The sequence below is a fragment of the Dissulfurirhabdus thermomarina genome, from assembly GCF_012979235.1.
GTDB classification, from domain to species: domain Bacteria; phylum Desulfobacterota; class Dissulfuribacteria; order Dissulfuribacterales; family Dissulfurirhabdaceae; genus Dissulfurirhabdus; species Dissulfurirhabdus thermomarina.
Genome location: NZ_JAATWC010000004.1, coordinates 199,673 through 224,496, shown reverse-complemented (window position 1 = coordinate 224,496; position 24,824 = coordinate 199,673). Strand labels below are relative to the sequence as shown.

At 71.4% G+C, this 24,824-nt stretch carries 22 protein-coding genes; all 22 read right to left on the bottom strand.

Features of this window, described 5'->3' with window-relative positions; all coding sequences use genetic code 11:
• Positions 1 to 15: 15 nt before the first annotated feature.
• Positions 16 to 4,344, bottom strand: a complete 4,329-nt coding sequence (locus HCU62_RS06945) for a PEP/pyruvate-binding domain-containing protein (protein ID WP_163297890.1) — start codon at positions 4,342 to 4,344, stop codon at positions 16 to 18.
• 34 nt (positions 4,345 to 4,378) lie between these two features.
• The gene (gene gap, locus HCU62_RS06940) at positions 4,379 to 5,383 is read right to left on the bottom strand and encodes a type I glyceraldehyde-3-phosphate dehydrogenase (RefSeq protein ID WP_163297889.1); all 1,005 of its coding nucleotides are present in this window, start codon (positions 5,381 to 5,383) and stop codon (positions 4,379 to 4,381) included.
• Between the two features lie 248 nt (positions 5,384 to 5,631).
• Positions 5,632 to 6,132, bottom strand: coding sequence for a GNAT family N-acetyltransferase (locus HCU62_RS06935; protein WP_309474764.1), 501 nt, complete (start codon positions 6,130 to 6,132; stop codon positions 5,632 to 5,634).
• Positions 6,133 to 6,142: 10 nt separating this feature from the next.
• Complete coding sequence (locus HCU62_RS06930) at positions 6,143 to 6,541, bottom strand: PTS sugar transporter subunit IIA (protein ID WP_163297888.1); 399 nt, start codon at positions 6,539 to 6,541, stop codon at positions 6,143 to 6,145.
• Complete coding sequence (gene rapZ / locus HCU62_RS06925; protein WP_163297900.1) at positions 6,535 to 7,425, bottom strand: RNase adapter RapZ; 891 nt, start codon at positions 7,423 to 7,425, stop codon at positions 6,535 to 6,537. The genes HCU62_RS06930 and rapZ overlap by 7 nt, the downstream gene beginning before the upstream one ends.
• Before the next feature lie 61 nt (positions 7,426 to 7,486).
• A complete protein-coding gene (locus HCU62_RS06920) occupies positions 7,487 to 7,948 on the bottom strand; it encodes a PTS sugar transporter subunit IIA (protein WP_163297887.1) in 462 nt (153 codons plus the stop codon).
• A complete protein-coding gene (gene hpf / locus HCU62_RS06915; RefSeq protein WP_163297886.1) occupies positions 7,945 to 8,472 on the bottom strand; it encodes a ribosome hibernation-promoting factor, HPF/YfiA family in 528 nt (175 codons plus the stop codon). The genes HCU62_RS06920 and hpf overlap by 4 nt, the downstream gene beginning before the upstream one ends.
• A gap of 242 nt (positions 8,473 to 8,714) precedes the next feature.
• Positions 8,715 to 10,181, bottom strand: coding sequence for an RNA polymerase factor sigma-54 (rpoN, locus tag HCU62_RS06910; protein WP_163297885.1), 1,467 nt, complete (start codon positions 10,179 to 10,181; stop codon positions 8,715 to 8,717).
• Between the two features lie 5 nt (positions 10,182 to 10,186).
• Positions 10,187 to 10,909 carry an LPS export ABC transporter ATP-binding protein gene (gene lptB / locus HCU62_RS06905; RefSeq protein ID WP_163297884.1) on the bottom strand — a complete coding sequence of 241 codons (723 nt, stop codon included), beginning with the start codon at positions 10,907 to 10,909 and terminating at the stop codon, positions 10,187 to 10,189.
• Positions 10,910 to 10,948: 39 nt separating this feature from the next.
• A complete protein-coding gene (gene lptA, locus HCU62_RS06900) occupies positions 10,949 to 11,488 on the bottom strand; it encodes a lipopolysaccharide transport periplasmic protein LptA (RefSeq protein ID WP_163297883.1) in 540 nt (179 codons plus the stop codon).
• A 115-nt stretch (positions 11,489 to 11,603) separates the two neighbouring features.
• A complete protein-coding gene (gene lptC / locus HCU62_RS06895; protein WP_163297882.1) occupies positions 11,604 to 12,173 on the bottom strand; it encodes an LPS export ABC transporter periplasmic protein LptC in 570 nt (189 codons plus the stop codon).
• The gene (locus HCU62_RS06890) at positions 12,170 to 12,721 is read right to left on the bottom strand and encodes a KdsC family phosphatase (protein WP_163297881.1); all 552 of its coding nucleotides are present in this window, start codon (positions 12,719 to 12,721) and stop codon (positions 12,170 to 12,172) included. Before HCU62_RS06890 ends, lptC begins: the two co-directional genes overlap by 4 nt.
• A gap of 18 nt (positions 12,722 to 12,739) precedes the next feature.
• On the bottom strand, positions 12,740 to 13,570 hold the full coding sequence (gene kdsA, locus HCU62_RS06885) for a 3-deoxy-8-phosphooctulonate synthase (RefSeq protein ID WP_163297880.1): 831 nt from the start codon (positions 13,568 to 13,570) through the stop codon (positions 12,740 to 12,742).
• The gene (gene pyrG, locus HCU62_RS06880) at positions 13,567 to 15,231 is read right to left on the bottom strand and encodes a CTP synthase (RefSeq protein WP_163297879.1); all 1,665 of its coding nucleotides are present in this window, start codon (positions 15,229 to 15,231) and stop codon (positions 13,567 to 13,569) included. The genes kdsA and pyrG overlap by 4 nt, the downstream gene beginning before the upstream one ends.
• Positions 15,232 to 15,423: 192 nt before the next feature.
• The gene (locus HCU62_RS06875) at positions 15,424 to 16,074 is read right to left on the bottom strand and encodes a precorrin-8X methylmutase (RefSeq protein ID WP_163299120.1); all 651 of its coding nucleotides are present in this window, start codon (positions 16,072 to 16,074) and stop codon (positions 15,424 to 15,426) included.
• Positions 16,071 to 16,619, bottom strand: a complete 549-nt coding sequence (locus tag HCU62_RS06870) for a cob(I)yrinic acid a,c-diamide adenosyltransferase (protein ID WP_163299121.1) — start codon at positions 16,617 to 16,619, stop codon at positions 16,071 to 16,073. Before HCU62_RS06870 ends, HCU62_RS06875 begins: the two co-directional genes overlap by 4 nt.
• A 45-nt stretch (positions 16,620 to 16,664) precedes the next feature.
• Positions 16,665 to 20,345, bottom strand: coding sequence for an AsmA-like C-terminal domain-containing protein (locus HCU62_RS12605; RefSeq protein ID WP_163299122.1), 3,681 nt, complete (start codon positions 20,343 to 20,345; stop codon positions 16,665 to 16,667).
• The gene (locus HCU62_RS06860) at positions 20,342 to 21,349 is read right to left on the bottom strand and encodes an aminoglycoside phosphotransferase family protein (protein ID WP_163299123.1); all 1,008 of its coding nucleotides are present in this window, start codon (positions 21,347 to 21,349) and stop codon (positions 20,342 to 20,344) included. The genes HCU62_RS12605 and HCU62_RS06860 overlap by 4 nt, the downstream gene beginning before the upstream one ends.
• On the bottom strand, positions 21,318 to 22,277 hold the full coding sequence (locus HCU62_RS06855; RefSeq protein WP_163299124.1) for a nucleotidyltransferase family protein: 960 nt from the start codon (positions 22,275 to 22,277) through the stop codon (positions 21,318 to 21,320). Before HCU62_RS06855 ends, HCU62_RS06860 begins: the two co-directional genes overlap by 32 nt.
• A gap of 28 nt (positions 22,278 to 22,305) precedes the next feature.
• Complete coding sequence (locus HCU62_RS06850) at positions 22,306 to 22,527, bottom strand: twin-arginine translocase TatA/TatE family subunit (protein ID WP_163299125.1); 222 nt, start codon at positions 22,525 to 22,527, stop codon at positions 22,306 to 22,308.
• Positions 22,528 to 22,569: 42 nt separating this feature from the next.
• Positions 22,570 to 23,418, bottom strand: a complete 849-nt coding sequence (ccsB, locus tag HCU62_RS06845; RefSeq protein ID WP_163299126.1) for a c-type cytochrome biogenesis protein CcsB — start codon at positions 23,416 to 23,418, stop codon at positions 22,570 to 22,572.
• A complete protein-coding gene (gene resB / locus HCU62_RS06840) occupies positions 23,415 to 24,779 on the bottom strand; it encodes a cytochrome c biogenesis protein ResB (RefSeq protein ID WP_169755518.1) in 1,365 nt (454 codons plus the stop codon). Before resB ends, ccsB begins: the two co-directional genes overlap by 4 nt.
• Between the last annotated feature and the right edge of the window lie 45 nt (positions 24,780 to 24,824).

Here is a 24,824-nt window from a genome sequence, read left to right as displayed (position 1 = left end):
GGCCTGGGTTGGTCCTCAATCCTGATCATGCGTCGTCTCCTTCCTCTGGCGGGTTGGGGTTCCTTTACCATGGGCGGCAGGGTCCTGGAAGGCGGCCGCCCCGCCTGCCTGCGTCTTTTGGATGCCCTTGTAAACCGAACCGTTGTGACCGTCAATGCTGACGGGGTCTCCCGGCCGGATCACGTGGCCGCGTATCCGGGCGAAGCCGCGGCCGTCGAAGACCTGGAGCGCCTTGCAGCCCACGACACAGGTCTTTCCGAGGCTCGAGGCTACGATGGCGGCGTGGGAGGTCTGGCCGCCCTTGGCGGTGAGGAGGCCGTCGGCCAGGGAGATCTCCCGGATGTCGTCCGGGACCGTGTCGGACCGGATGAGGATGAGGGGCGTGCGGGGGTGGCGGGCCCGGTAGGCCTGGATCTCCTCCAGGGAGAAGACGGCCCGGCCGGCCAGCGCCCCGCCGCTGGCCCCGATGCCGCGGGCCAGGAAGCCGCCGGCCAGGGCGCGGGTCTTCTTGAAGACCCGGGGCGGGGTCTCCTTCTTGGCGATCATGTCCCGGGTCTGGAGGATGTAGAGGTCGCCGGCCCGCGGCCCTTCGAAGGTGAACTCGATCTCCTGGTGGGCCCACTTGCGCCCTTCCACCAGGGCCCGGACGTGGGTGAGGAGGGCCCCGTAGATCTCGGGGAAGGCCTCCTCGAGGCTGTTGGGCTCCTCGAAGCCCAGCGCCTCCCGCTGCCCCCGCGAGATGGGGAAGGTGCTCACGAGGCCGCTGACGATGTCTTCCCCCTGGTTGCCGGGCGTGTAGTCGCCCCAGAGCCGGAGGCGGTGGCCCTTGTTGTGCGGGTCGGTGGTGAAGACCACGCCGGTGCCGGACTGGGCCGAGAGGTTCCCGAAGGTCATGGCCTGGATGATGACCGCCGTGCCCCAGTCGTCGGAGATCCCCATGATCTCCCGGTAGGCCTTGGCCTTCCGGGACGTCCACGAGTCGAGGACGAGCCGGACGGCGGTGAGGAGCTGCCGGTGGGGATCCTCCACGAGGTCGATGCCGTGGTCGAGGAGGGCCTGGCGGTAGGCCAGGGCCAGCTCCTTCATCTGCGCGCCGGTGAACTCCCGCTTCTGCGCCACCCCGTGCCGCTCCTTGTGGGTCTTCATGAGGTGGGTGAAGATGTCGCGCTCGAGGCCGAAGGACATTCCCCACGACTGGAGGAAACGGCGGTAGTTGTCCCAGGCGAACCAGGTCTTCCCCGTGCGGCGTTCGAGGCCCCGGATGGTCTCCAGGGTGCTGCCCACGTTGAGCACCGTGGTCATCATCCCGGGCATGGAGATGGCGGCGCCGCTCCGGACCGAGACGAGGAGCGGGTTCGAGGGGTCGCCGAAGCGGCGGCCCGTCTCGTCCTCGATGTCCGCCACCGCCTGGCGGAGCCGCGCGCTGAACTCCCTCGCCAGCTCGGGCATCCCCTCGATGAGGGAATGGTACCGGTAGAGGTCCGTGGTCACGATGATGCCCGGCGGCACCGGGAGGCCGAACCCGGCCAGCAGCGTGAGGTTGTAGCCCTTGTTGCCGAGGTGGATGACGTTGTGGGTCTTCCTCGCCGGGCGGTGGATGGGGGAGAGGAGCCGGTCGGGGTCGTAGCGCAGGAGGAGATCCCGGTGCCCCGCCTCCAGGGCCTGCCCCTGCTCGGAGAGGGAGTGGTGGAGCCGGGTGACGAAGTTGTCCAGGTGCTGGAGGCCGAAGGTCCCGGCGATGAGCTCCCGGAGGAAGCGTTCCGAGGTCTGCTGGATCCATTCCGCCTCGGAGACCCCCGGTTCCGGGCCGCGGAACTTCGGCAGAAGGTTTTCCGGGCCGAGGAGGCGGATGGAGAGGGCCAGGTTCTCCCGGTGGGGGCGGATGTAGGAGGCGTGGATCAGGGACTTGACGCCGTCCACAAGGCCCCGGACCACGTCGAGGTACTGGGCGTAGGTGAAGTTCTCCACCTCGAGGGACCGTTCCAGGAGGTTCAGGTGCGCGTCGAACTTGCGGCTCTTCAGGCCGTCCACCTTGAGGGCCCGCCGGAAGAGGCGCAGGCACTGGAGGGTCCGCGGCAGGTGCGCCCGGGAGACGTAGGGCAGGCCCGACTCGGAGATGAGCCGCTCGAAGTAGAGGTTGGCGAGGTTCTCGAGCCGCAGGCTGAGGCTCAGGGCGTCGAACTTCCGCTCGTGGTAGCGCCCGTACATGGAGGGGATGTCGGCGGCGATGTGCCGCTTGTGGTAGATGTCCTCCCGGGCCTCGAACCGCTCCGGGCTCAGGATGACCGCCTTGAGTTCTTCCAGCCGTGAGAGGATGACCTCCAGGACCTCGGCCGGGTCGTCCGCATCCAGGACCTCCAGGACCTCGTCGAGTCCCTCGAAGCCCAGGAGCTTGGCCTGCTCTAGGTGGTGGCGGATCTCCTGGACCCCGAGCTTGTACTTCAGGGTCTCCAGCCGGTACATCCGGACGAGGAGGGCCACCCGGCGGCGTTCGCCGGGGGGGACGTCCGGGACCTCGGCCAGGAGGGCCTCCAGCCGGTCTTCCGGCACGTCCAGGAGCTGGTCGAGGTGCGCGGCGAAGGGCTCGAGGCCGAGTTCCTCGGCCAGGTGCCGCACCAGGCGGTGGGCGTGATCGGTGTGGGGGCCGTAGGGCCGGATCTCCTCCAGGACCTCCGGGGGCACGAAGGGTGCCAGCCACTTCTTCTCGCGGCCGTACCAGAAACAGAGGATGGCCTCGATGAAGGCCACGATGAGGTTGTTGCTCTCCACGTGGCTTTGTTTCCGGAGGAAGTGGACCAGGGGGTCGCGGCGCCCCGCCAGTTCGTCCACCTCGGTGGAGACGTCCCGGAGCAAGCCCTCGGCGCCGATCTCGTTGAAGTAGACCGGGAAGGTGCGGGCCACCTGCTTCACCAGGTTGTAGACCGGGGCGATGGGGCTGTTCAGGAGGCGGCTGACGTCGCGCTGGAAGAGGTCCGTGTCCTTGATGCAGGTCCCCGCGAGGCGGAGGTTGATGAGGAGGGCGGAGAGCAGCCGGCTGCACTCGGCGGGATCGGCCTCGACGAGGGAGAGCCAGACGCGGATGTTTTGCAGGTGCGCGGGGTTCGACAGCACGTGCCACTCCCGGTCCACCCCCTCGATCCCCGGCGGCGTGAACCCGAACCGGATGGTCTCGTCCAGGAAGACCTCCGTGAGGCGGGGGTCCCGGCGCTTGAGGACCTCGATCCCCAGGGCCTCGATGCACTGGAGGGAGGTGCGAAGGTACCGGCCCTCCTGGTGGCGCAGGAGGGCGAAGCTCTTCTTGAGGATGCCCTCGATCTCCCCGGGGTCGGCGGTGCGCACCATGCAGATGAGGCTCCGGTTGATCTCCCGGAGGATCTCCTCGCGGATGTTGGCCAGGCCCTCCGTCTCGGCCATGTGGAAGAGCATGAGGAGGCAGATGCCCCCCTCCCCCGACGGGCCCACCAGGGAGCAGGCGGACCCGGTAAGGTCTCGGGCGATGTCGCGGTAGGCCTCCACGATGTCCCTGTGGCCCGGAAAGGCCGCCAGGGCCAGGATCTCCGCCTCGTCCAGGGGGCGTCCGTCGAAGTCTGCCAGCTCCCGGAGCAGGGCGCGGAGCCGCTCGTGGGAGACGGGGCGAAACCGCTCCACCAGGCGGTCCGTGAAGGCCGGGTCGAGGGGCGGACGCTGGCGGGCGGCGGTCTCCCGGAGCCAGGCGACGGGATCGTCCTCCGCCAGCCAGCCCTGCCAGTTGACCCTCCGGAGTTCGAGCAGCAGGGCCCCGCAGGCCTGCCAGAGTTGTCGGGCCTCGCCGGGGTCGGGGGCCGCCTCCCGGACCTTTTCCACCAGGGTCCGGGCCGTCCGGGGAAAGGGGTAGTGGCTCCGGGCGCAGGCCAGGAGCACCGGCTCGGGCGCCTCGGCCAGCCGGTGGATGCCGTCCCGGATCACGGGGAGGAAGGGTCCGATCTCCCCGGGTTCGAGGGCCTGGGCGGCCTTTTCGACGAGTGCCAGGAGGTTTTGGGCGGCCAGGGCCTGGTGTTCCGCCTTCGGGGCGGTCTCCACGGCGTCGAGGAAGATCCCGAGCAGGGTGGCCAGTGCCTCCGGCCCCCTCGGCGTTCGGGCGTAGGCGGCGAAGTGCTTGAGGGCGAAGCTCCGGAACTCGTCCAGGAGGACGTTCCAGTTCCGGAAGGGGTGGTGCAGCTCGAAGAGGAGGTGGTCGAGGGTGTTGAGAATGCCCCGGTAGTCGGCCACCGCCTCGCGAAGGACCTCGTAGCGCGGGTCGATGTGGAGGTCCCGGACGGCGGTTTCCTCGAGGTTGACCCGGAGCGCCTTTGAGTCGAAGACCATGGGGCTGTGGCAGGGGGCGCCGGCGGCGGGGCGCTCAGCCCTTTCTCTCCTCCATGAAGCAGATGAGGTCGAGGACCCGGTTGGAATACCCCCACTCGTTGTCGTACCAGGCCATGACCTTGACGAGGCGGCCGTCCTGGACGCGGGTGCAGAGGCCGTCCACCACGGCGGAATGGGGGTCCCTGAGAAAGTCCGTGGAAACCAGGGGCTCTTCCGTGTATCCCAGGAACCGGCCCTGGGCCGCCTTGAGGTGTCCGTTCACCTCGGGAACGGTGGTCTCTGTCTCGACCCAGGCCACCAGGTCCACCAGGGAGACGTCCGGCGTGGGGACCCGGACGGCGAGGCCGTCGAGGCGGCCGGCGAGCTCCGGGATCACCTTGCTCACGGCGGCCGCGGCCCCGGTCTTGGTGGGGATCATGTTCACCGCCGCCGCCCTGGCCCGACGGAGATCCGTGTGGGGGAAGTCCAGGATCCGCTGGTCGTTGGTGTAGGCGTGGACCGTGGTGATGAGGCCCGAGACGATGCCGAAGCGTTCGTGGATGACCTTGGCCACGGGGGCGAGACAGTTGGTGGTGCAGCTGGCGTTGGAGACGATGTGGTGGGCCTCGGGGTCGTAGTCGTCCTGGTTCACCCCCATGACGATGGTGATGTCTTCTCCCTTGGCGGGCGCCGTGATAATGACCTTCCGGGCCCCGGCCTCCAGGTGCCCCCGGGCCAGCGGCGCTTCGCGGAACCGCCCGGTCGCCTCCACCACGTATTCCACCCCGGCGCTCCGCCAGTCGATCTGGGCGGGGTCCTTGGCGGCGCTCACCCGGATCTCGCGTCCGTTCACCCGGAGGGCGTTCTCCTCGGCCTCCACTTCTGCGGGGAACCGGCCCATGACCGAATCGTACTTGAGCAGGTGGGCGAGGGTCCGGGGGTCGCCGAGGTCGTTGATGGCGGCCACGGTGACCTCCGAGAAGGCCGGGTCGGAGACGGCCGCCCGGAGGACGTTGCGCCCGATGCGCCCGAATCCGTTGATGCCGATCCTGATCGCCATGGTTGGCCTCCTTGGAAGGTGGTGGTGGCCCGGCGCCGCCGGGCCGGGGCCTCGTCGGCGGGCGGGGCCCGCGGGTCATCTGCTTGTGGGGGTGCGGCACGACCGGCGGCGCGGGCGGCGACACGAGGGGGGCGACATCTCGGTGTGCATCCCCGGGCCGTTTGCCGGTGCGACGACCCCGTACCGACCTCCGGCGCGTCCACCCTGCGCCGCGCCTCTTCGAATAGTAGGCACCGGCGCCGGGGAAGTCAACGCGTTCCGGGGCCGCCCCGGAGCCGCCGCACCAGGGTGAGGCCGTGGTGTCCCCGGCCGTAGAGGTCGGGGCGCCGGCCGGCCGCCGTGAATCCCTGGGCATCGTAGAAGGCCCTGGCCTCCGGGGCCGCCTCCCGGACCTCCAGGACGGCCTCCACGGCGCCTCGCCGTCGGGCCCACCGGAGGACCAGCCCGAGCAGGGCGGCCCCGATCCCCCGGCGGCGGAACGCGGGGTCCACGGCCAGGTCGGCGACGTAGACGACGTCGCCGGTCCAGTGGAAGGCGACGAAGCCGGCGGCGCGGCCGCGGAGGGTCTCGGCCATCCAGAGGCGGCCGCGGGGCGCCCCGAGTTCGGCGGCCAGGGCCGCCGCACTCCACGGAGCCGGGTGGCAGCGTCGCTCGATGCGGAGGAGGTGATCCAGGTCGGCGGGGCGCGCCGGCCGGATCCGGAAGGCCGGCCTCCTGGATCCGGGCGCGGCGCCTCGGGCGGCAGGCACGGCCGGCGGGTCAGCGCTTCAGGATGGCGGATGCCTGGTTGATGCTCTTGCGGCCGTATTCCACCACGGTCTCGGCCACCTCCGCCAGGGGCCTCCCCTCTCGGGCCTGGCAGATCCGGATGAGCATGGGGAGGTTCGTCCCCGTGATGACCTCCACCTTTCCCTCTTCCAGGAAGGCCAGGGTCATGTTGGCGGGGGTGCCGCCGAACATGTCGGTGAGGACGAGCACGCCGTCCCCGTCGTCCACGGATCGGATGGCCTTTCGGATCTCGGACTGGAGTTCCTTGACCGGCCGCGAGGGATCCACGGAGAGGGCGGTCATCTGCGGGGTCTCGCCCACGATGAAGCGGGTGGTCTGGAGCAGTTCCTCGGCCAGCCTTCCGTGCGCGGCGATGACGACGCCTACCATCCCTGGGCTCCCTTTCCGGTCTCCGGGTGTTCCTTCTCGATGTCCCGATGGGTGACGATAACCTCCTCCCTCGAGGCTGTAAACATCCGGCGGAAATGTTCCACCAGGGCCACACTCCGGTGGCGGCCCCCGGTGCAGCCGATGGCGATGACGAGATAGGACTTCCCCTCGTCCCGGTAGAGGGGGACGAGGAAGCGCAGGAGGGCCTCGGCACGGAGCAGGAATTCACCGGTCTTCTCGTCACGGAGGACGTAGTCCTGGACGGCGGGGTCCCTGCCGTCCCTGGGCTGGAGGGCGGGATCGAAGTAGGGGTTGGCCAGGAAGCGGACGTCCAGGACGAGGTTGGCCTCCGCGGGGACGCCGTACTTGAATCCGAAGGAGACGAGGTGGAGGATGAGCCGGTCGAGGCGGGTCCGCGGGGAGTAGAGGGTCCGCAGCGTCTGGCGCAGCTGGTGGATGTTGAAGTTCGACGTGTCGAGGATCCGGTCGGCGCACTCCCGCAGCGCCGCGAGCTGCCCCCGCTCGGCCCGGATGCCCTCGGTGAGGCTCCCCTGGGGGGAGAGGGGGTGGGTGCGCCGGGTCTGGCTGAAGCGCCGGATCAGGACCTCGTCCTTGGCATCGAGGAACAGGACCTCCAGGTGGAAGCCGGCCGCGCGGACTTGGTCGAAGACCTCCCGGTGCCGGTGGAGAAAGGTCTCCTCCCGGATGTCCATGACCAGGGCCACCCGGGTGGGCCCGGCGGCCCCGGCCTCCTTGACCTCGAGGAATGCCGGCAGGAGCGTGACGGGCAGGTTGTCCACGCAGCCGTAGCCCATGTCCTCGAAGGCCTTGAGGGCCGTGCTCTTCCCGGAGCCGGACATCCCGGTGATGACCAGTACCTGGATGCGCCGCCCGGCGGACTGGCCGGCGGCCCCTGGGGGGCCGGGGACAGGCCTGACGGCGGGCTCAGGGGCCGACGTCCGCTTCCCGAATGGTCGCCAGAATCGCATGGACGTCCCCGGCCCCGAGGAGGGCCTGGCGGACCTCCCGAGACTTCATGAGGCGGGAGACACGGGCCAGGAGCCGGAGGTAGGCCGTGGCCGCCGCCTCGGGTGCGAGCAGCAGGAAGAGGAGCCGGACGGGCTGGCGGTCCACGGCGTCGAATTCCACCCCCCGGGGGCTCCGCGCCACGGAGATCACCAGCCGGTCGAGCCCCGCGATCTTTCCGTGGGGGATGGCCACGCCCTCGCCGATCCCGGTGCTGCCGAGGGCCTCGCGTTCCATGAGCACCGTGTAGACCCGCTCCGGGTCGAGCCCGGGTTCCGCCGCGGCCACGTGGGCCGCCATGGCGCGCAGGACCTCGGGCTTCGACCCGGCGGCCAGTTCCGGAAGCACGTGTTCCGGGCGCAGGTAATCGAGGATCCTCACGGCCGGTGGGGGACCAGGAGGCCCAGGGTGTCGTCCTTGCGCCGGTAGAGGACGTTCACGGTCTCTGTCTCGGCGTTGGTGAAGACCAGGAAGGGCTCGTCCTGCAAGGGGAACTGGGCCAGGGCCTCGTCCACGGACATGGGTTTGGCCGGGATGGGCTCGATGCGGATGGCCTCCCCGGCCTCGCCGGGCGCGGCGGGGGCTTCCGCTTCCAGGCCGCCCTTCAGGCCGCCGCCCTTCTTCTCGCGGAGCCGCTCCCGGGCGCGGCGGAGCTGCTTGTCGATCTTGTCCGAGACCAGGTCGATGGCGGCGCGCATGTCCTCCTGCTCCTCGGCGGCGTTGGCCCGGATGCCGTCGCCCGAGACCTGGACCTCGGCGATCTGGCGGAACTTCTCCACGGAGAGCACGATATTCACGTCCATCGGCCCGTCGGCGTACTTCTTGAGCTTCTTGAAACGCTGTTCGCAGTACTGGCGCAGGTTCTCCGACGGTTCCATGTGGCGGAATGTCACGTTGATGCGCATGCAGGACCTCCGGTCGTCATGTGGGGTTGAGATGATGGCGTCGCCCAAAAGATGACGGCGTCGCCAAGAGTCGCGGGCTGCGGCGCTCTTCGGATGCTCTCGTCATTGCGGCGTACCCAGGTACGCTTCATTCCTCGATATCCTCGCGCCCGGCATTTGGCGGTTTTCGCTTGGCCATCCACTCAGAGGGCTTGTTACGAGGCCATCAAAGATGCATCGACAAAAGGTCGCCGGCCGTTTCTTCATCGCTTCAGCGAGGGCCGTTTCCGCCGGCTGGACGGAAGGATCCCGAGAAGGTCTCTATACTTTGCCACCGTCCTCCTGGCAATGCGGATGTTGTCCTTGGCCAGGATCTCCACGATCTGCTGGTCGCTGTAGGGGTGGGCCGGGTCCTCGGACTGCACCAGGCGCCGGATCCGGTCCTTGACGCTCTGGGTGGCCACGTCGCCGCCGCCGTCCCCGCGCCGGAGCCCGGAACTGAAGAAGAACTTGAGCTCGAAGATGCCCTGGGGCGTGTGGACGTACTTGTTGGTGGTGACCCGGCTGATGGTGGATTCGTGCATCCCGACGTCCTCGGCGACGTCCCGGAGGATGAGGGGTTTCAGGTGGGCGATGCCCTTGTCGAGGAAGTCCCGCTGGAAGCGGACGATGCTCTTGGTGACCTTGTAGATGGTCTTCTGCCGCTGGTGGATGCTCCGGATGAGCCAGAGGGCCGACTTGAGCTTGCCCTGGATGAACTCCTTGGCCTGTTCCGGGGTCTCGCCCCTGGCCAGGGCGGAGCGGTAGAAGCGGCTGACCCGGAGCCGCGGCAGCCCCTCGTCGTTCAGGACCACCACGTAGTCGTCGTCCACCTTGTAGACGTAGATGTCGGGGACGATGTAGTGGGTGTTCTCGTCGGAGAAGGGGCGGCCGGGCCGGGGTTCGAGGCCGGTGATCACGTCGATGGCGGCGGCGATCTCTTCCATGGAGCGGCCGGTGGCCTTGGCCATGGCCTGGTAGTTGTGCCGCTCGATGTGATGAAGGTGGTGCGTGACCAGTTCCCGGACCAGGGGGTCCGTGATGCCGAGTTGTTCGATCTGGAGGAGCAGGCACTCCCGGAGGTCCCGTGCCGCCACGCCCGCCGGATCGAAGGACTGGACCACCGCGAGGACGGCCTCCACCTCCTCCGGCGACGCCCCGGCGGCCTTGGCGATTTCCTCCACGGTGGCCTTGAGGTAGCCGCTGGGGTCGAGGTTCCCGATGACGTGGCAGGCGATCTGCCGCTGGCGGTCGTCCAGGTTGGACATCTGGAGCTGCCAGAGGAGGTGGTCGGCGAGATCCGGGGACGTGGCCACGAAGGCCTCGTAGTTGGGGGCCTCCTTCTCCTCGAAGGAATAGGCCGGGAGCGCCGACCGGCCGTCTTCCCAGTACTCGCGCCAGTCCACTTCCTGCAGCGCCTTGTCTTCCCAGGGGGTCTGCTCCGACTCCGTGGAGGAGAGGGCCGGGATGGGGGCCTCGTCGGCGTCGGTGGGCGTCTCGGCTCCGGCCTCCCCGGGGGCCGTCTCCTCGTCCGTCCCTTCTTCCAGGACGGGGTTGGCCGCCAGTTCCTGGTTGATGGTCTCGATGAGTTCCACCCGGGACAGCTGGAGCAGCTTGATGGCCTGCTGCAGCTGGGGGGTCATGACCAGCTGTTGGGAGAGCTTGAGCTGTTGGCGGAGTTGGAGGGCCATGGCGGCTAGAGCGTGAAGTCTTCTCCCAGGTAGATCTGGCGGGCGACCGGGCTGGCCGCGATGTGGGCGGGCGGGCCTTCTTCGATGATGGCACCGGCGCTCACGATATAGGCGCGGTCACACACCGTCAAGGTTTCCCGGACGTTGTGGTCCGAGATGAGCACCCCGAGGCCGCGGGCCTTGAGGCCCCGGATGACCTCCTGGAGGTCCGCCACCGCCAGGGGATCCACCCCGGCGAAGGGCTCGTCGAGAAGGATGAAGGAAGGGTCGGTGGCCAGGGCCCGGAGCACCTCCACCCGGCGGCGCTCACCCCCGGAGAGGGAGTGGGCCTTGTTGTCGGCGAGCCGGTAGAGGCCCATGTCGTCGAGGAGCTCGCGGGTCCGGTTCTCGGCCTCCCGCCTGGGCACGTCGCGGGATTCGAAGACGAGGCGGATGTTCTCGGCCACCGTGAGCCGCCGGAAGACCGAGGCCTCCTGGGGGAGGTAGGTGATCCCCCGGCGGGCCCGGAGGTGCATGGGGAGATCCGTCACGTCCTGGCCGTCGAGGAGGACCTGGCCGCCGTCCGGCCGGACGAGGCCGGCGATCATGTAGAAAGAGGTGGTCTTGCCGGCACCGTTGGGCCCGAGCAACCCCACGATGGCGTGGTCCGCGACGTCGATGTCGACGTGGTCGACCACCCTCCGTGACTTGTATGTCTTGACCAGTCCCCTGGCTTCCAGTCGTGCCATCAGCTTGCTAGCATATTTTATACCAGCGACCGCCCGAAGTCATTCCTCCGGGTAGACGAGGGTCTCCACCCGGCCGCCTGGGCCGCCCTCGGCCACGCTCCGCTCCTCGTCGAGGTACACGGTGATGCGCTGGCCCCGGATGCGGTTCTGCCCCTGGGTCACGGTGGCATTGCCGCTGAGGACCACCCGTTCCTCGCCGCCGGCCAGGTACTCCGCCTCCCGGGCCCGGGCGGTCCGTTCTCCCTGGAAGAGCCGGACGCCGCCGGTGACCAGGATCCGCCGGATCCGGCGGCCCCCGGCGCCCGGTTCCGATTTGTCCGCCGAGTAGAAGACCTCCATCCGGTCGGCCTCGATGCGGAGTTCGCCCCGGGTGGCCACCACGTGGCCGGTGAAGAGCACGCGGCCGGCGCCCTCCGTGGCCTCCATCCGGTCGCTCTGGATGCGGATGGGGGGGGCGGACCCGGCCCGGCGCGCCGCGGCCCCCGCCGGGTACGGGCCGAAGACGGCGGCCAGCAGGAGGAGCCATGGGACTGCCGCCGCGATCCGCCGGGGCCGGTTGCGAAGACGTCTTCGGGGCATGCCGAGCCTCCTCGGGGCGTGGGGGCGGGGCCGCTGGTGCCGTCCCGGCCCCGGTGCCCGGATCCAGGTTATAACCGGATTCATCCCGCGAGGGAAGCGGGCCGGCGGCGGGCGGTCAGGGGGCCGGGGCCGCCCCCGGCCGGAGGAGGGTGGTCTGGTGAAAGACCCGGAGCCTTCCCTCGTCCGGGAGGAACTCGAAGCCCTCGCCCCGGATCTCGATGCCGGCCCCCGCCATCCGGACGGGTTCGGTGCTCCAGATGCGGCGCGCCTTCTGGTCGAGGAAGAGGCGCTCCGTCTCCAGCACCTTGCCGTCGGCGGTGCGGAGCACCACGTCGCCCTGGAGGGTGAGGAGCCCCTCGGCCTCCTGGAACTCCCCCTCCCGGGCGCGCAGGTGGACCCGGCCGCCCGCGTCGGGGAAGAAGTCGGCCTTCACCGCCTCGAGCCGGAGGAGGCGGGCCGCCCGGAAGCGGGCGCCCGATTCGGCGAGGACGCGGACCCGGAGGCGGCCGTCCTCGTCCCGGCGGTAGCGGATGCCCTCGAGGGTCATGTCCGCCTTCATGGCGGGCAGGCCGGGCATCCATTCCTGGCCCCGGTCGAGGAAGGTTCCCGGGAGGGCCAGTACGGCCAGGGCCGCGGCCACGAAGAGCACCGCCAGGAGTGTGCGGAGGCGGGGGGGGACCTTCAAGGCACGCCGGGGTTGAGGTAGCGGTTGAGGCAGTCGGCCCAGCGGTTTTGGGCGCGGAGGATCAGGTCGCAGACCTCCCGGACCGCCCCCCGGCCCCCGGGCCGGGCCGTGACGAAGTGGGCGTAGTCGGCCAGCGGCGGCGCCGCGTCGGCCACGGCCACGGCGAGTCCCACGCGGCGCAGGATGGGCAGATCCACCCAGTCGTCGCCCACGTAGGCCACCTCGTCGTCGGTCAGGCCGGTCTCGGCGAGGAGCCCGTCGAAGGCCGCGGTCTTGGACTCCTTTCCCTGGATCACCCGGTCGATCCCGAGTTCCGCGGCCCGCCGCGCCAGGGCCTCCGACCTCCGGGCGCTCAGGATGGCCACCGCCACCCCGGCCTCCTGGAGCCGCTTGATGCCGAACCCGTCCCGAACGTGGAAGCTCTGGACCTGGACGCCCTCCGCCGTGTAGGTGATCCGCCCGTCCGTCAGGACGCCGTCGACGTCGAGGACCAGGAGCCGGATCCGCCGGGCCTTTTCGAGGAGGATGTCGGGATCGGTGTGGGGCATGGCTGATGGGGGGCGCTTTCAGGGGGTGAGGGCCCGGTGGATGGCGGCCAGCTCCCGGAGGAGGGCCTCGGCCTGGTCGGGGGTGAGGCTGTTGGGCCCGTCGCAGCGGGCGCGGTCCGGGTCCGGGTGCACCTCCATGAAGACGCCGTCCACCCCGGCGGCCACGGCGGCCCGGGCCAGCGGTGCCACGAACTGCCGCTGGCCGGCGGAGCAGCCCTCGCCGCCGCCCGGAAGCTGCACGCTGTGGGTGGCGTCGAAGATCACCGGGGGGCCGATCTCCGCCAGGAGGGGCAGGCTCCGCATGTCCACCACGAGGTTGTTGTAGCCGAAGACCGTCCCGCGCTCCGTGAGGAGCACGCCCCGGCCGCCCGCCTCCCGGACCTTCGCCACGGCGTGGGCCATGTCCCAGGGGGCCATGAACTGGGCCTTCTTGATGTTCACCGGGCGGCCGGTGCGGGCGGCGGCCACGAGGAGATCGGTCTGCCGGCACAGGAAGGCCGGGATCTGGAGGCAGTCGAGGACCTCGGCGGCGGGCGCGGCCTGATCCGGGGTGTGGATGTCGGAGAGGACCGGGACGCCCAGCCGCTCCCGGATCTCCCCGAGCATCCGGAGCCCCGCCTCGAGGCCGGGCCCCCGGTAGGAGCGGATGGAGGTCCGGTTGGCCTTGTCGAAGGAGGCCTTGAAGACGTAGCCGAAGCCGGCGGCCCGGGCGGCCGCCCCGAGGCGCCGGCCCACCTCCAGGGCGGTGTCGACGTCCTCGAGCACGCAGGGGCCGCCGATGAGGAGCGGGGCCGTGCCGCCACCCACCCGTTCGTTCCCGATGGCCACGGTCTCGGTGCGCCGGGTCACTTGGCGTCTCCTCCGCCCGCCTCGGCGGCGAGCCTGCGGGCCAGGGCGGCCTGGATGAAGCTCGTGAACAGGGGATGGGGCTCCAGGGGCCGCGACTTGAACTCCGGGTGGAACTGGCAGGCGAGGAACCAGGGGTGGTCCGGGATCTCCACGATCTCCACCAGCTCGCCGTTGGGGCTCAGCCCCGTGAACCGGAGGCCGTGGGCCTCCAGGGTCTCGCGGTAGGCGTTGTTGAACTCGTAGCGGTGGCGGTGGCGTTCGGAGATCTCCTCGCGGCCGTAGGCCATGAAGGCCTTGCTCTCCGGGTCGGCCAGGCGGCAGGGATAGGCACCGAGCCGCATGGTGCCGCCGAGTTCGGTGGTCTCGTCCCGGCGCTGGACCTGGTCGGTGCGGTAGTCGTACCACTCCTTCATGAGGTAGATCACCGGGTCGGGGGTGTTGGGGGCGAACTCCGTGCTGTCGGCCATGGGCAGCCCCGCCACGTTCCGGGCGAACTCGATGACCGCCAGCTGCATCCCGAGGCAGATGCCGAGGAAGGGGACGCCGTTTTCGCGGGCGTGCCGGATGGCCTCGATCTTGCCGGGGATGCCCCGGGAGCCGAACCCGCCCGGCACCAGGACGCCGTCGGCGCGGGCCAGGCGCCGGGCTAGCGCCGCCCCGGTGACGTCCTCCGAGTTGACGAAGTCGATCTCCACGGTGGTGCTGTTGGCCACCCCCCCGTGGAAGAGGGCCTCGTTCAGGCTCTTGTAAGACTCCCGGAGGTTCACGTATTTCCCCACCATGGCGATCCGGACCTTGTGCTGGGGCTGGCGGACCTTGGCCATGAAGTCCTCCCACGGGGTGAGGACCGGGGCCCGGGTCCACATCTTGAGGGCGGTCATGATCCGCTCGTCGAGCCCCTCCCGGTGGAAGAGGAGCGGCACCTCGTAGATGCAGTCCACGTCCTTGGCGGTGATGACGCAGTCCTCCGGGACGTCGCAGAAGAGGGCGATCTTGGCCTTGATGTCCGGGGAGAGGTCCTTTTCCGTCCGGCAGAGGAGGATGTCGGGCTGGATGCCGATGGAGCGGAGCTCCTTCACGCTGTGCTGGGTCGGCTTGGTCTTGACCTCGCCGGCGGCGCGGATGAAGGGGACGTAGGTGACGTGGACGAAGAGGGTGTGCTCCTTGCCGAGGTCGCCGCGGAGCTGGCGGATGGCCTCCAGGAAGGGGAGCCCCTCGATGTCGCCCACCGTGCCCCCGATCTCGATGAGGGCGATGTCGGCCTCGCCCTCCAACTGGAGGACCGCCTCCTTGATCTCGTCGGTCACGTGGGGGATGACCTGGACGGTGCCGCCCAGGTAGTCGCCGCGCCGCTCCTTGGTGATCACGCTGTGGTAGATCCGGCCCGAGGTGTAGTTGTGGCGCTGGCCGAGGTGGGCGTTGGTGTAGCGCTCGTAGTGGCCGAGGTCCAGGTCGGTCTCGGCGCCGTCGTCGGTCACGAAGACCTCTCCGTGCTGGAAGGGGTTCATGGTGCCGGGGTCGACGTTGATGTAGGGGTCGAGTTTCTGGAGGGTGATTCTGAGACCGCGGCTTTCGAGGAGGGCGCCGATGGCGGCGGCGGCCAGGCCCTTGCCGAGGGAGGAGAGCACCCCGCCGGTGATGAAGATGAACTTGGTTCTCATGGTCGCTTCACGTCCTGGATGCGCTGGGGGCGGCGGGCGCCCGGGTCTGCCGGGGGCGGCCGGAAGCGGCGGCGGCCGTTTCCGGGGCCGGGGGGACGAACGGCTCGGCGCGGCGGCCGGGAGGCGGGCGGCCGGGTGTCGCGCGGAGGGAAGGGGGGTGACGGAGCCGGTCCGGGGCCGGGGGCGTCTGCATCATGCCGCCTCGGCCAGGCGCAGGAGGGCGTTGACCGCCGCCGCGGCCACGGAGCTGCCCCCCTTCCGCCCCAGGGCGGTGATGAAGGGTACGTCGGCCCCGGCCAGGCGGTCCTTGGACTCGGCCGCGCTGACGAATCCCACGGGCACGCCCACCACCAGGTCGGGGCGGAAGGCCCCCGCCGCCACCATGTCCAGGACCCGGAGGAGGGCCGTCGGGGCGTTGCCCACCGCCACGATGCCCACGTGGGGGGCGGCTCCCAGCTCCATGGCCGCCGCCGCCCGGGTGATCCCCCGGGCGGCGGCCCGCTCGGCGCAGGCCGGGTCGTGGATGGGGACCTCGACACTGCCGCCGAAGCGGCCGAGCCGGATCTTGTCGATGCCGGCGGCCACCATCCCGACGTCGGCGAGGATGGACTTCCCGGACCGGATGGCCGCGACCCCGGCCGCCACGGCCCGGGGATGGAAACGGAGGGTGCGGGCGAAGTCGAAGTCGGCGGTGGCATGGATGACCCGGTGCACCACGGCGAGCTCGCCCGGGGGGAGGTCCACGGGGCCGAGCTCGCGGGCGAGGATCTCGAGGCTTCGGGCCTCGATCTCCCCCCCCGGGGTGACGGCCGCCCGGGCGGCCGGTCCGCTGCTCGCCGTCATCGCTCGATTCCTTCCCGCGCCGGGATGCCCCGGTCGTAGTAGTGGCGGACGGATCGCATCTCGGTGACGAGGTCCGCCCGCTCGAGGACCTCCGGCGGGGCCCACCGCCCGGTGAGCACCACCTCCACGCCGGGGGGCCTCCGGTCCAGGAGCGCCGCCAGGTCGGCCGCCTCCAGCATGCCGAAGTGGGCGGCCACGTTGGCCTCGTCGAGGACGACGAGGTCGTACGCCCCCGAGGCCAGGGCGGATTCCGCCAGCCGGAGCCCGTCCCGGGCCGCCCGCAGGTCCGCCTCCGAGGGGCGTCCCCTCACGAAGCGTCCCGTCCCGAACTGCCGGACCTCCACGCCGGGCAGCCGCCGGAGCGCCTTGATCTCGCTGAAGTCCCCCCGCTTGAGGAACTGGAGCACCAGGACCCGCCACCCGGCGCCCGCCGCCCGGAGCACCAGGCCCAGGGCGGCGGTGGTCTTTCCCTTGCCGTCGCCGGTGTAGACCTGGACGAAGCGGCGATCCGGCGGGGGCTCTGGCTTCGATGCGGTGCCGCTCATTCGGGTGTCTCCGTGGGCCTTGCCGCCCGGCGTATCCCTGTCATCCTACCGGCCTTTTCGGGGGGCATCAACCGGGGCGGGCCGGTCGTCTTCCCCGCCGCCCAGGACGGGTTTCAGGATGTGGAGGGGCAGCCCCACGGCCCGGCCCAGGATGCCCAGGACACCCTTTCCGAGGGCCTCGGCGGGCAGCGGCGAGATCTTCGGGTCGCCGGCGGGCCCCCTGACCCGGAAGGCGATGGTGACCAGTGTCCCCCGTTCCCCGGCCAGCACGTAGCCCAGGAGCGGGACCTTCTTCACAACGGCGTCCACGCTCTTGAGCGGCGCCACGAGCAGCATGAGGTCCAGGGTGGGACCGTCCAGGCGGATGTCGCCCGTGGCGAAGAGGTCCATCCCTTCTCCCTTGACCGCGGCCCGGGTGAGGGTGAGCCGGTTGTCCGCCACGGTGCCCTGGATGTCCATCCGGCTGTAGCCGAACCCCTCCGTGGTGAGGTCCGGGAGGTGGCCCTTGAAGAGCTCGATGACGTTGAGCAGGGAAAAGAGCTTGGAGATCAGGGTGAACTTGTGGATGCGGCCGCCGTCGGAGCGGAGCACCAGCCGCCCGCCGGTCCAGGTCCCCGGGCGTCCCGACAGCTCCAGGGCGAGGTCGGCCCGGCCGGAGATGAGCCGCTGGGGCCGGCCGAGGCAGGGGAGTGCCGTCTCGAAGGGGAGGGCGGCGGCGGTGGCGTTGAGATCCATCCGGGTCTCGGCGCCGTGGGTGTCCCACCGGAGTCCCAGCCCGAGGCCGCAGAGCTCCGCCCGGGTCACCCGGAGATGGAGGTCGCCGGCCGGGGTGAGCCCGATCTTGCCTACGGCCCGGCGTACCGTGAAGACGTGGCCCGAGGTCGAGGCCCGTTCCAGCGTCTTCTCGGCCACGCGGAAGGCCTTCACCCGGAAACGGAGCTCGAGGTCCACGGGCCAGCGCCGGCGTCCCGACGGCGGGGTCCCGCCTTTCTTTTCCCCGGCGGCGGGGAGGAAGGAGGCCAGGTTCTCCCAGGTCAGGCGGGGGGAGGCGGCCTCGAGGTCCAGCACCAGGGCCGCCCGCGTGGCCCGGATGTCTCCCTTGAGATGGACCCGTTCCGGCCCGATCCCGAGGATCAGGACGTCCAGCCGCGCCGAGCCGCCGTGACCCGAGACCTTGAGCTGTTCCACGTCCACGGGGCGGCGGAGCCCCCAGGGCCAGCGGAGGTGGCGGACCCGGGCCCGGCCGGTGACGCGGGTCCGCCCGGGCCGGTCGGGATCGAAGGCCAGGGTGAAGTTCCCGTCCATCTCGCCGGAGAGCAGGCGGTTCCGGGAAAGGAGCCGGTCCAGGGATGTCTTCCGGATGGCCCCGGCCCATGCCAGGCGAAGCCCCCCCCGCCGCCGGTCGAGATCCAGGGAGAGTTCCCCCTTCTCCCCGCGGCTTTCCAGGGAGAGGCGCTCGATCCGGAGGTGGCCGGGTGTCACCGAGAGGCGGACGGCCACCCGGTCCGTCGCCGCGCCGCCGCGGCGGCCGGGAAAGAGGTCGCCGCTGAAGCGGGCCCCGGCCGCGTCCCAGGCCAGGTGGGCGTTCTCGATCCGGCACGGGAGGCGGGGCCGGTAGGCGGCGGGGAGCCAGCCACGTCCTTCGAGCCACATCGCCAGGGTGCGGCCCATGGCGCCCTCCACGTCCAGCCAGCCGCCGCGCGCCGCCTTCGGCCCGCCGAAGCGCACCGAGCCGGCGGCGCTGAGGGGGAGGCCCTTCACGTCGGCCTCCGCCCGGCGGAGGGTGACCCGCTCCTGGTTCACCAGGAGGTCCACCCGGCGGAGGCGCAGGCCGGCGGGCAGTGCGGGACCGTCCAGGCGGAGGTCGAGGGCGGTGGCCTCGGCCTCGTACCGCCAGGCCGCCGGGCGGGACCACGGGCCGGCGAGGGTGAACCGGGAAACGGTGATCCGGCCCCGGGCATGGGCGAGGAAAGGCGACAGCGCCCGGGCGGCCGCGGGGACGGCCGACAGCCCCGCCAGCAGGGGACCGGCCGAGATCTCGCCGGCGCCCTCCATGCGGAGATCCTGGCGGCGCCCGAGGGTGATGCTCCCGGCCACCTCCCGCAGCCGGTGGGGGCCCACCTCGGCCTCGATCCCGGTCCAGGTCACCTTCTCGGGGCGCAGGGCGAGGCGGCCGCGGCGGACGGTGAATGGCCAGGGGAGGCGGGCGTAGCGGCCGGAGAAGTCCATGGCCGAGACGTCGACGCGGACCTTGGGGGCATGGAGTCGCTCCCCGATCCGAAGCCGCCCCTCGGCCCGGCCGGACAGGTCACGGAATCGGTCGAGCTCCGACCGGAGCGCATCGCCGTGGACGATCCCCCTGAGCACCGGGACCAGGTCCGCCATGTCCACGTCCACGGCGATGTCCAGGTGGAAGGCCGGGTCCGCGCCGTGGAGGCCGAGCCGCAGGGTGCCGTCATGGCCGAAGGTGTGGTCCAGGCGGGTGGAGAGGTTTTCGCCCACCAAGAGGCCGTCCACGATCCGTACCTCGCCGGCCGTGTCCGTGAGCGAGAGACCTGGGACATGGACCTCCGTGCCCCGGACCGTGGCGGTGATCCGCATCTTGTCCAGCCGGTTCAGCCAGGAGGGCGGCCCCTCGAAGGAGAAACCGGCGGCGGTGGCGGTGCCTCCCCGGACGATGTCGCAGACCTTTCGGGCCACGGGATGCCCGCCCCAGAGGGCGAGCACCTTGCGCCGGACGCCGCCGAGGTCCACGTCGGCGGCCCGGAGATCGAGGGCGAGGCGGGAACGGCGGGCCCCTCCGGTTTCGGCCAGGTAGCGGATCCGGCCCGAGATCCGCAGGCGGGGATCCGAGAGGTCCAGGCGGTCGAGGCCCACGGTCCACGCGTCACCGTCCCGGACCACCTGGAAGGCCAGGGCGCCGCAGGCGAAGGAGATGTCCTCCTCGCCGGGGCGGAGGACCAGGCAGGGGATGTCGCCGGTGAACCGGCCCTCGAAGGCGCCGGTGCCGTCCCCGCTGACGTCGCCCTGCAGGTTGAGGACGAGGTCCCGGGGCGCCAGCGGGTGCCGGAGGCCCCAGGCCCCCACGGCGGACGCCGGCCGGAGACCCTTGAGCGCGACGCGGAGCCGGTAGCGGAGTGTCCCGGGTTCGAGGGTGCCGTGCACCTCGAGTCGGTCGGCAAGGCCGGGGGTGCACGTGACCTCCAGGGTGAGGGGCCGCTCCGAGAGCCCGATCCGCGCCTCGACCCCGGTGAGGTCGATCCGGCGCGGGCCGTCGCGGAGGACGATCCGCCCCTCCGTCACCCGGACCCGGCGGATCGGCGGCGGGACGAACCGCGCCCCGGCCGGCTCGGCGTGTGCCGGGCTCCCCGGCCGGTGCCACGCGGCCGGTTCTATCCGCGCCGACGGGGAGGCGAGCCGGACCTCCCAGAGGGCCGGCCGGCCGTGGGCGAGCCCGATGGGGTCCGGGACCAGTTCCACGGCCGGGGCGTCCAGCACCAGGCCGGGTAGCTCGATGTGCACCCCCGAGAGGGTGACCGCCGGGCGCGGGAGCCAGGACCACCGGATGGCCGCCAGGCGGGTGGCGGGCCCGAGGCGGGCCCGGGCCGCCTGGAGGACGCGGGCCCGGACGGCCTCGAGGCCCACGAGGTAGGGACCCAGCCAGACCACGAGGGCCAGGGGGAGCACGAGGGCGGGGAGGAGGCGCCGCAGCCGCCGCGGTCTCATCGGGCGGCCTCCCGTTCCATGATCCGGCGGGCGAGGTCGGCCAGCGCCGGGCAGGGTGGATCCGGCGGGTACGCCTCCATGAGCCGGATGAGCCGGCGAAGGGCCGCCGGGATGTGCCGGGCGAAGGAGGGCCGGCCCTTGACGCCGGAGAGGAAGGCGAAGGCCCCGAGGACCTGGAGGTTGCGGAGGAGCGCGAGCCGGGCGAACTCCCGGCGGAAGTCGGCCTCGGCCACCCGGACGCCGAGGGCGGACAGGGCCTCGAGGTAGTCGCCGAGCAGGGGCTCCCAGAGGTCCTGGGGCGGCTCCACGTAGGGGTCCAGCAGGAGGGCGGCGGCGTCGTAGGCGAGGGGGCCGAGGCGGCCGCCCTGGAAGTCGAGGACCCGGAGCCGGTCTCCCTGCACCATGAGGTTCCGGGACTGGAAGTCGCGGTGGAGGAAGTAGGCGGTGGTCTCGTGGCGCCGGACGCCCTCGGCGAGGGCGTCGAGTTCCGCCAGCAGCCCGGGGCCGGGATCGAGGCCGCATCTTCCGCGCACGAAGGCCTCCAGGAAGTAGCCGGCCTCCCGTTCCCGGGCGAGCCGGGCGTCGTAGGCCGGGGTGTCGTGGCACCAGGCCGGGTCGAAGCCGCGCCCGCCCGCCACTTGCTGGTGGGCGAGCACCTCGAGGGCCCGCCGGTAGAGGGCCCGGAGGCCGTCCAGGTCGCCGGCCCCGAGGCGGGCGAGGGCCGCGTCCTGGAGGCGGGCGTCGCCGAGGTCTTCCATCACCAGCCGCCCGGTGGCGGGATCGAAGGCGAGGATCTCCGGCACCGGGACCCCGCGCGCGGCGAGGTGGCGGCCGATCCGGAAGGCGCTTTCCGCCTCGGCTCGGCCCGCCGGCCCGGGGGCCGGGTCCACCACCACCGCCCGCCGCCCGTGCCAGTCGCACCGCGCAAAACGCCGGTCCGACCCGTCGGGTGCCGGGGCGCGGCGCGGTTCGTCATGGGCGGGGCTGGCGGTCGGGGTCGTCATCCGCATGGGTGAGGCACAGCGTCTGGCGGGGGGTCACGATGCACTGGTCAAGGGTACTCCCCTCGGGCACGGTTGCATAGTTCCAGACCACGGTGCGGCGCAGGGTGACCCCCCGGCCGATCCGTACGCCCCGGCCCAGGCAGGCCCAGTCCTCCACCCGGGTGTCCGCCGGCGGTGGCGGCTCGCCCGCGGGCAGGAAGAGGCGCGTCTCGTCCGCCTCGAGGAGCCGGCCGTGGGCGGCGAGATACCCCGCCGGGGTGCCGATGTCTTCCCAGACGAGGCCCCCGGGCGGATGGAGGCCCGGGCCGGGGAGGTCGGCCCGGGCGGCCCGGATCGCACCGGGTGTCTCCCGGAGGGCGGCCTCGAAGGCCGCGATCAGGGAACCCGGCCCGCCCCGGAGGCGCCGGAGCAGCGGCGGGAAGAGGATCGAGATCCCGGTGAAGGCCAGGGCCCCGGGCCCGGGGGCGTCGAACCCCAGGACCCGGCCGTCCCGGACGGCCAGCTTGTCGAAGGGCGGCCGCCGGTGCACCACCAGGACGGCGTGGGCGCGGTCCGCGGCGAACCGGTCCCAGAGGCGGCGGAAGTCGAGGTTGGTCACCACGTCGCCGTTGACCAGGAGGAGGGGGCGGCCCGGGTCGAGCCGGGAGAGGGCGTTTCCCACCCCGCCGCCGGTGCCGAGGATCTCCCGCTCCACGAGGAGCTCCACGCGGGCCCGGAACCGCGGGCGCCACGCCGCCAGGGCCGCCTCGATTCGGTGGGCCAGGTGGTGGGCGTTCACCGCGACGATCTCGGCGCCCGCCGCCTCGAGGGTCTCCAGGAGCCGGAGGAGGAGCGGTTTGCCGAGGACCGGGAAGAGGGGCTTCGGGGTGTGGAGGGTCAGGGGGCGGAGCCGCGTGCCGAGGCCGGCGGCAAGGATCATGGCCTGCATGGCGGCCCCGCCGCACCCCCGCGCCGGGCTACTTTCGGACGATCTTCTGGAGGTCCTTCAGCTCGGAGACCCCCGGGACCTCCCCGAGGTCTTTCCGGGGGTCCACCTCGTCGATCTCCTGGAGCCCCTTCTTGAAGGAACGGAGGCCGCGGCCGAGCCCCGCGCCGATCTCGGGGAGCTTCTTCCCGCCGAAGAGGAAGAGGGCGATGACGAGGATGACCAGGAGTTCCTGCGTGCCGAGTCCGAACATGGGCGTGTCCTTCGGCGGCTCGGGCCGCCGGGTGCGGCGTACCTACTGCGCCCCGTAGCTGTGGAGGCCGGAGAGCAGGAAGTTCACGCCGAAGTAGGTGAAGATGACCGCGGCGAAGCCCACGATGGCGAGCACCGCGATGCGCGGGCCCGTCCACCCCCGGACGAACCGGGCGTGGAGCGCCACGGCGTAGACGAACCAGGTGATGAGGGACCAGGTCTCCTTCGGGTCCCAGGTCCAGTAGCTGCCCCAGGCCTCGTTGGCCCAGACCGCGCCGGTGATGATGCCGAGGCTGAGCCACACGAAACCGAAGGTGAGGGTCTGGTACATGAGGGCGTCGAGGGTCCGGAGCGGCGGGAGGGTGCCCACGAGCCCGGCGGGGTTCTCGTCCGAGAAGTACCGGATGAGGTACATGATGCCCAGGCCGCAGGCCACGGCGAAGGCGGCATAGCCGAGGAAGCAGGTCACGACGTGGGCGATGAGCCAGTTGCTCTTCAGGGCCGGCACCAGGGGCTGGATGGCGTCCTCCACCTGGGGGCTGAAGGAGGCGTAGGCCATGGCGAGGGCGGCGAAGGGGGTGGCGAAGGCGCCGATCACCCGGTTCTTCGTCCGCCGCTCCACCACGAGGTAGACGAGTATCACCACCCAGGCGAAGAAGACCAGCGACTCGTAGAGGTTCGAGAGGGGGGCGTGCCCGTAGCCCCGCTGGTACGACTCCACCCACCGGAGGCCGATGCCCGCCGTCTGGAGGAGGAGCCCGCCCAGGGCCGCCAGGGAGGCGACGACCCCCACCTGCCGGACCCGGAAGATCCAGTGGAAGAGATAGATCACCGCCGCCCCGAGGTAGACGAAGGTGGTGAGACTCAGGAAGAAGGAACTGTCGAGGTTCATGGGGTAGCCTCCAGGCAGCGGTCCATGGCCTTGACGATCCGGTGGAAGTCGTCTTCGAAGGCCGTCTTGTTCTTGTTGGTCTGCCCGGCCAGGACGGCCACGGTCTTTCCGTCCCTCGGCCCCACCCACAGCCACAGGCGCCGGTGGCCCACCCAGAAGACCACCACGAAGCCGAGGATGAGGCCCGTGCACCCGAGCCAGACGATCCAGACCCCCGGGTCCTTCTTGACCGAGAGGCCTGTCATGAACCGCTGGCGGAGATCGATCAGGGACAGGCTGAATTCCTTGTCACCGCTGGTGAGGGGGGTCGGCCGCCCCTTGATGAGCCAGGGCCCCTGGAGCGGCCCGTCCCGGTCGGCCCACAGGAGCCGGACGGCGGCGCCGCCGTGGACGTTGGGCATGTACTGGATGAGCCGGAGCGAGATCCCCTTCTCCGGCCAGGTGACGGTCTGGTAGGCGGGCACGACCAGGGTCTTGGTCGCGCCGTCGGCGGCCTCGATCCGGACGGCCGCCTCGGGGGCCGCCTGGTAGTTGGCCTGGTAGAAGGTGATGCCCTTGTAGGTGAGGGGCCTGTTGACCACGACGGATCGGTGGAGGACCTCCCGGCCGCCGTCGATCACCGTGAGGTCGGACCGGTATTCCTTGGGGGCGCCGGTCTCGTAGAAGGAGACGTCGAAGTCGTCGCACCGCACCTGGAAGCCGAGCGGGATGGGGGCCCCGCCGCGGCGGTTCGTGATGGAGTCGGCGGTGTCGCCCTCCATGAGGAGGAGGTCGCCGTGGAAGCCCCATATCCAGCCGACGAGGGCGCCGAGGAAGATGACGAGGATGCTGGCGTGGAGCCCGTAGAGGGCCCAGTAGGTCCAGCGTCCGTGCTCCACCAGGTGGAGGGTCCCCCCGCCGATCTCCGCCGTGCGGGTCCGGCCGGCCCGCTCACGGAAGCACGCGGCGGCCCTTTCTCCGCCGGGGTTTCCGTGGAGGACCCAGCTGTGGCGGAGCGACATCCGGGCCAGGCGGTCCGGGTCGAGGGCGAGGCTGTCACGCCGGTAGAGCCGGAGGGTGACGGGCAGGCGCCGGATGGTGCAGGTGACCAGGTTCAGGGCGAAGAGGCCCATGAGGGCGAGGAACCACCAGGAGTGGTACATGTCGCCCAGGTCCAGGACCCGGATCAGCGACAAGAGCCGGGGAAAGTGCTCCCCGTAGAAGGCCAGGTCCTTTCCCTGGGGCAGCAGGGTGCCGATGATGGAGGCCACGGCCAGGGCGATGAGGAGAAAGATGGCCAGGCGGAGGGAAGAAAAGAGGTCGTAGATGCGGTCGAAGAGGGATTTGGCCGGTTCGGGGGGGGGCTGGGTCGGGGATTCCATAGCGGGCGCGGCGGGCCCATGGCCGGCGGCGGGAGGAAGGGGGGG

What these genes read in the sequence shown, in the direction of transcription:
- HCU62_RS06860 (WP_163299123.1), bottom strand. Translation starts at nt 21,349, where the DNA reads ATGACGACCCCGACCGCCAGCCCCGCCCATGACGAACCGCGCCGCGCC.
- hpf (WP_163297886.1), bottom strand. Translation starts at nt 8,472, where the DNA reads ATGCGCATCAACGTGACATTCCGCCACATGGAACCGTCGGAGAACCTG.
- rpoN (WP_163297885.1), bottom strand. Translation starts at nt 10,181, where the DNA reads ATGGCCCTCCAACTCCGCCAACAGCTCAAGCTCTCCCAACAGCTGGTC.
- resB (WP_169755518.1), bottom strand. Translation starts at nt 24,779, where the DNA reads ATGGAATCCCCGACCCAGCCCCCCCCCGAACCGGCCAAATCCCTCTTC.
- HCU62_RS06930 (WP_163297888.1), bottom strand. Translation starts at nt 6,541, where the DNA reads ATGGTAGGCGTCGTCATCGCCGCGCACGGAAGGCTGGCCGAGGAACTG.
- HCU62_RS06875 (WP_163299120.1), bottom strand. Translation starts at nt 16,074, where the DNA reads ATGACGGCGAGCAGCGGACCGGCCGCCCGGGCGGCCGTCACCCCGGGG.
- HCU62_RS06890 (WP_163297881.1), bottom strand. Translation starts at nt 12,721, where the DNA reads ATGCCCCACACCGATCCCGACATCCTCCTCGAAAAGGCCCGGCGGATC.
- HCU62_RS06855 (WP_163299124.1), bottom strand. Translation starts at nt 22,277, where the DNA reads ATGCAGGCCATGATCCTTGCCGCCGGCCTCGGCACGCGGCTCCGCCCC.
- HCU62_RS12605 (WP_163299122.1), bottom strand. Translation starts at nt 20,345, where the DNA reads ATGAGACCGCGGCGGCTGCGGCGCCTCCTCCCCGCCCTCGTGCTCCCC.
- HCU62_RS06870 (WP_163299121.1), bottom strand. Translation starts at nt 16,619, where the DNA reads ATGAGCGGCACCGCATCGAAGCCAGAGCCCCCGCCGGATCGCCGCTTC.
- lptA (WP_163297883.1), bottom strand. Translation starts at nt 11,488, where the DNA reads ATGCCCCGAAGACGTCTTCGCAACCGGCCCCGGCGGATCGCGGCGGCA.
- HCU62_RS06945 (WP_163297890.1), bottom strand. Translation starts at nt 4,344, where the DNA reads ATGGTCTTCGACTCAAAGGCGCTCCGGGTCAACCTCGAGGAAACCGCC.
- HCU62_RS06850 (WP_163299125.1), bottom strand. Translation starts at nt 22,527, where the DNA reads ATGTTCGGACTCGGCACGCAGGAACTCCTGGTCATCCTCGTCATCGCC.
- pyrG (WP_163297879.1), bottom strand. Translation starts at nt 15,231, where the DNA reads ATGAGAACCAAGTTCATCTTCATCACCGGCGGGGTGCTCTCCTCCCTC.
- lptB (WP_163297884.1), bottom strand. Translation starts at nt 10,909, where the DNA reads ATGGCACGACTGGAAGCCAGGGGACTGGTCAAGACATACAAGTCACGG.
- ccsB (WP_163299126.1), bottom strand. Translation starts at nt 23,418, where the DNA reads ATGAACCTCGACAGTTCCTTCTTCCTGAGTCTCACCACCTTCGTCTAC.
- gap (WP_163297889.1), bottom strand. Translation starts at nt 5,383, where the DNA reads ATGGCGATCAGGATCGGCATCAACGGATTCGGGCGCATCGGGCGCAAC.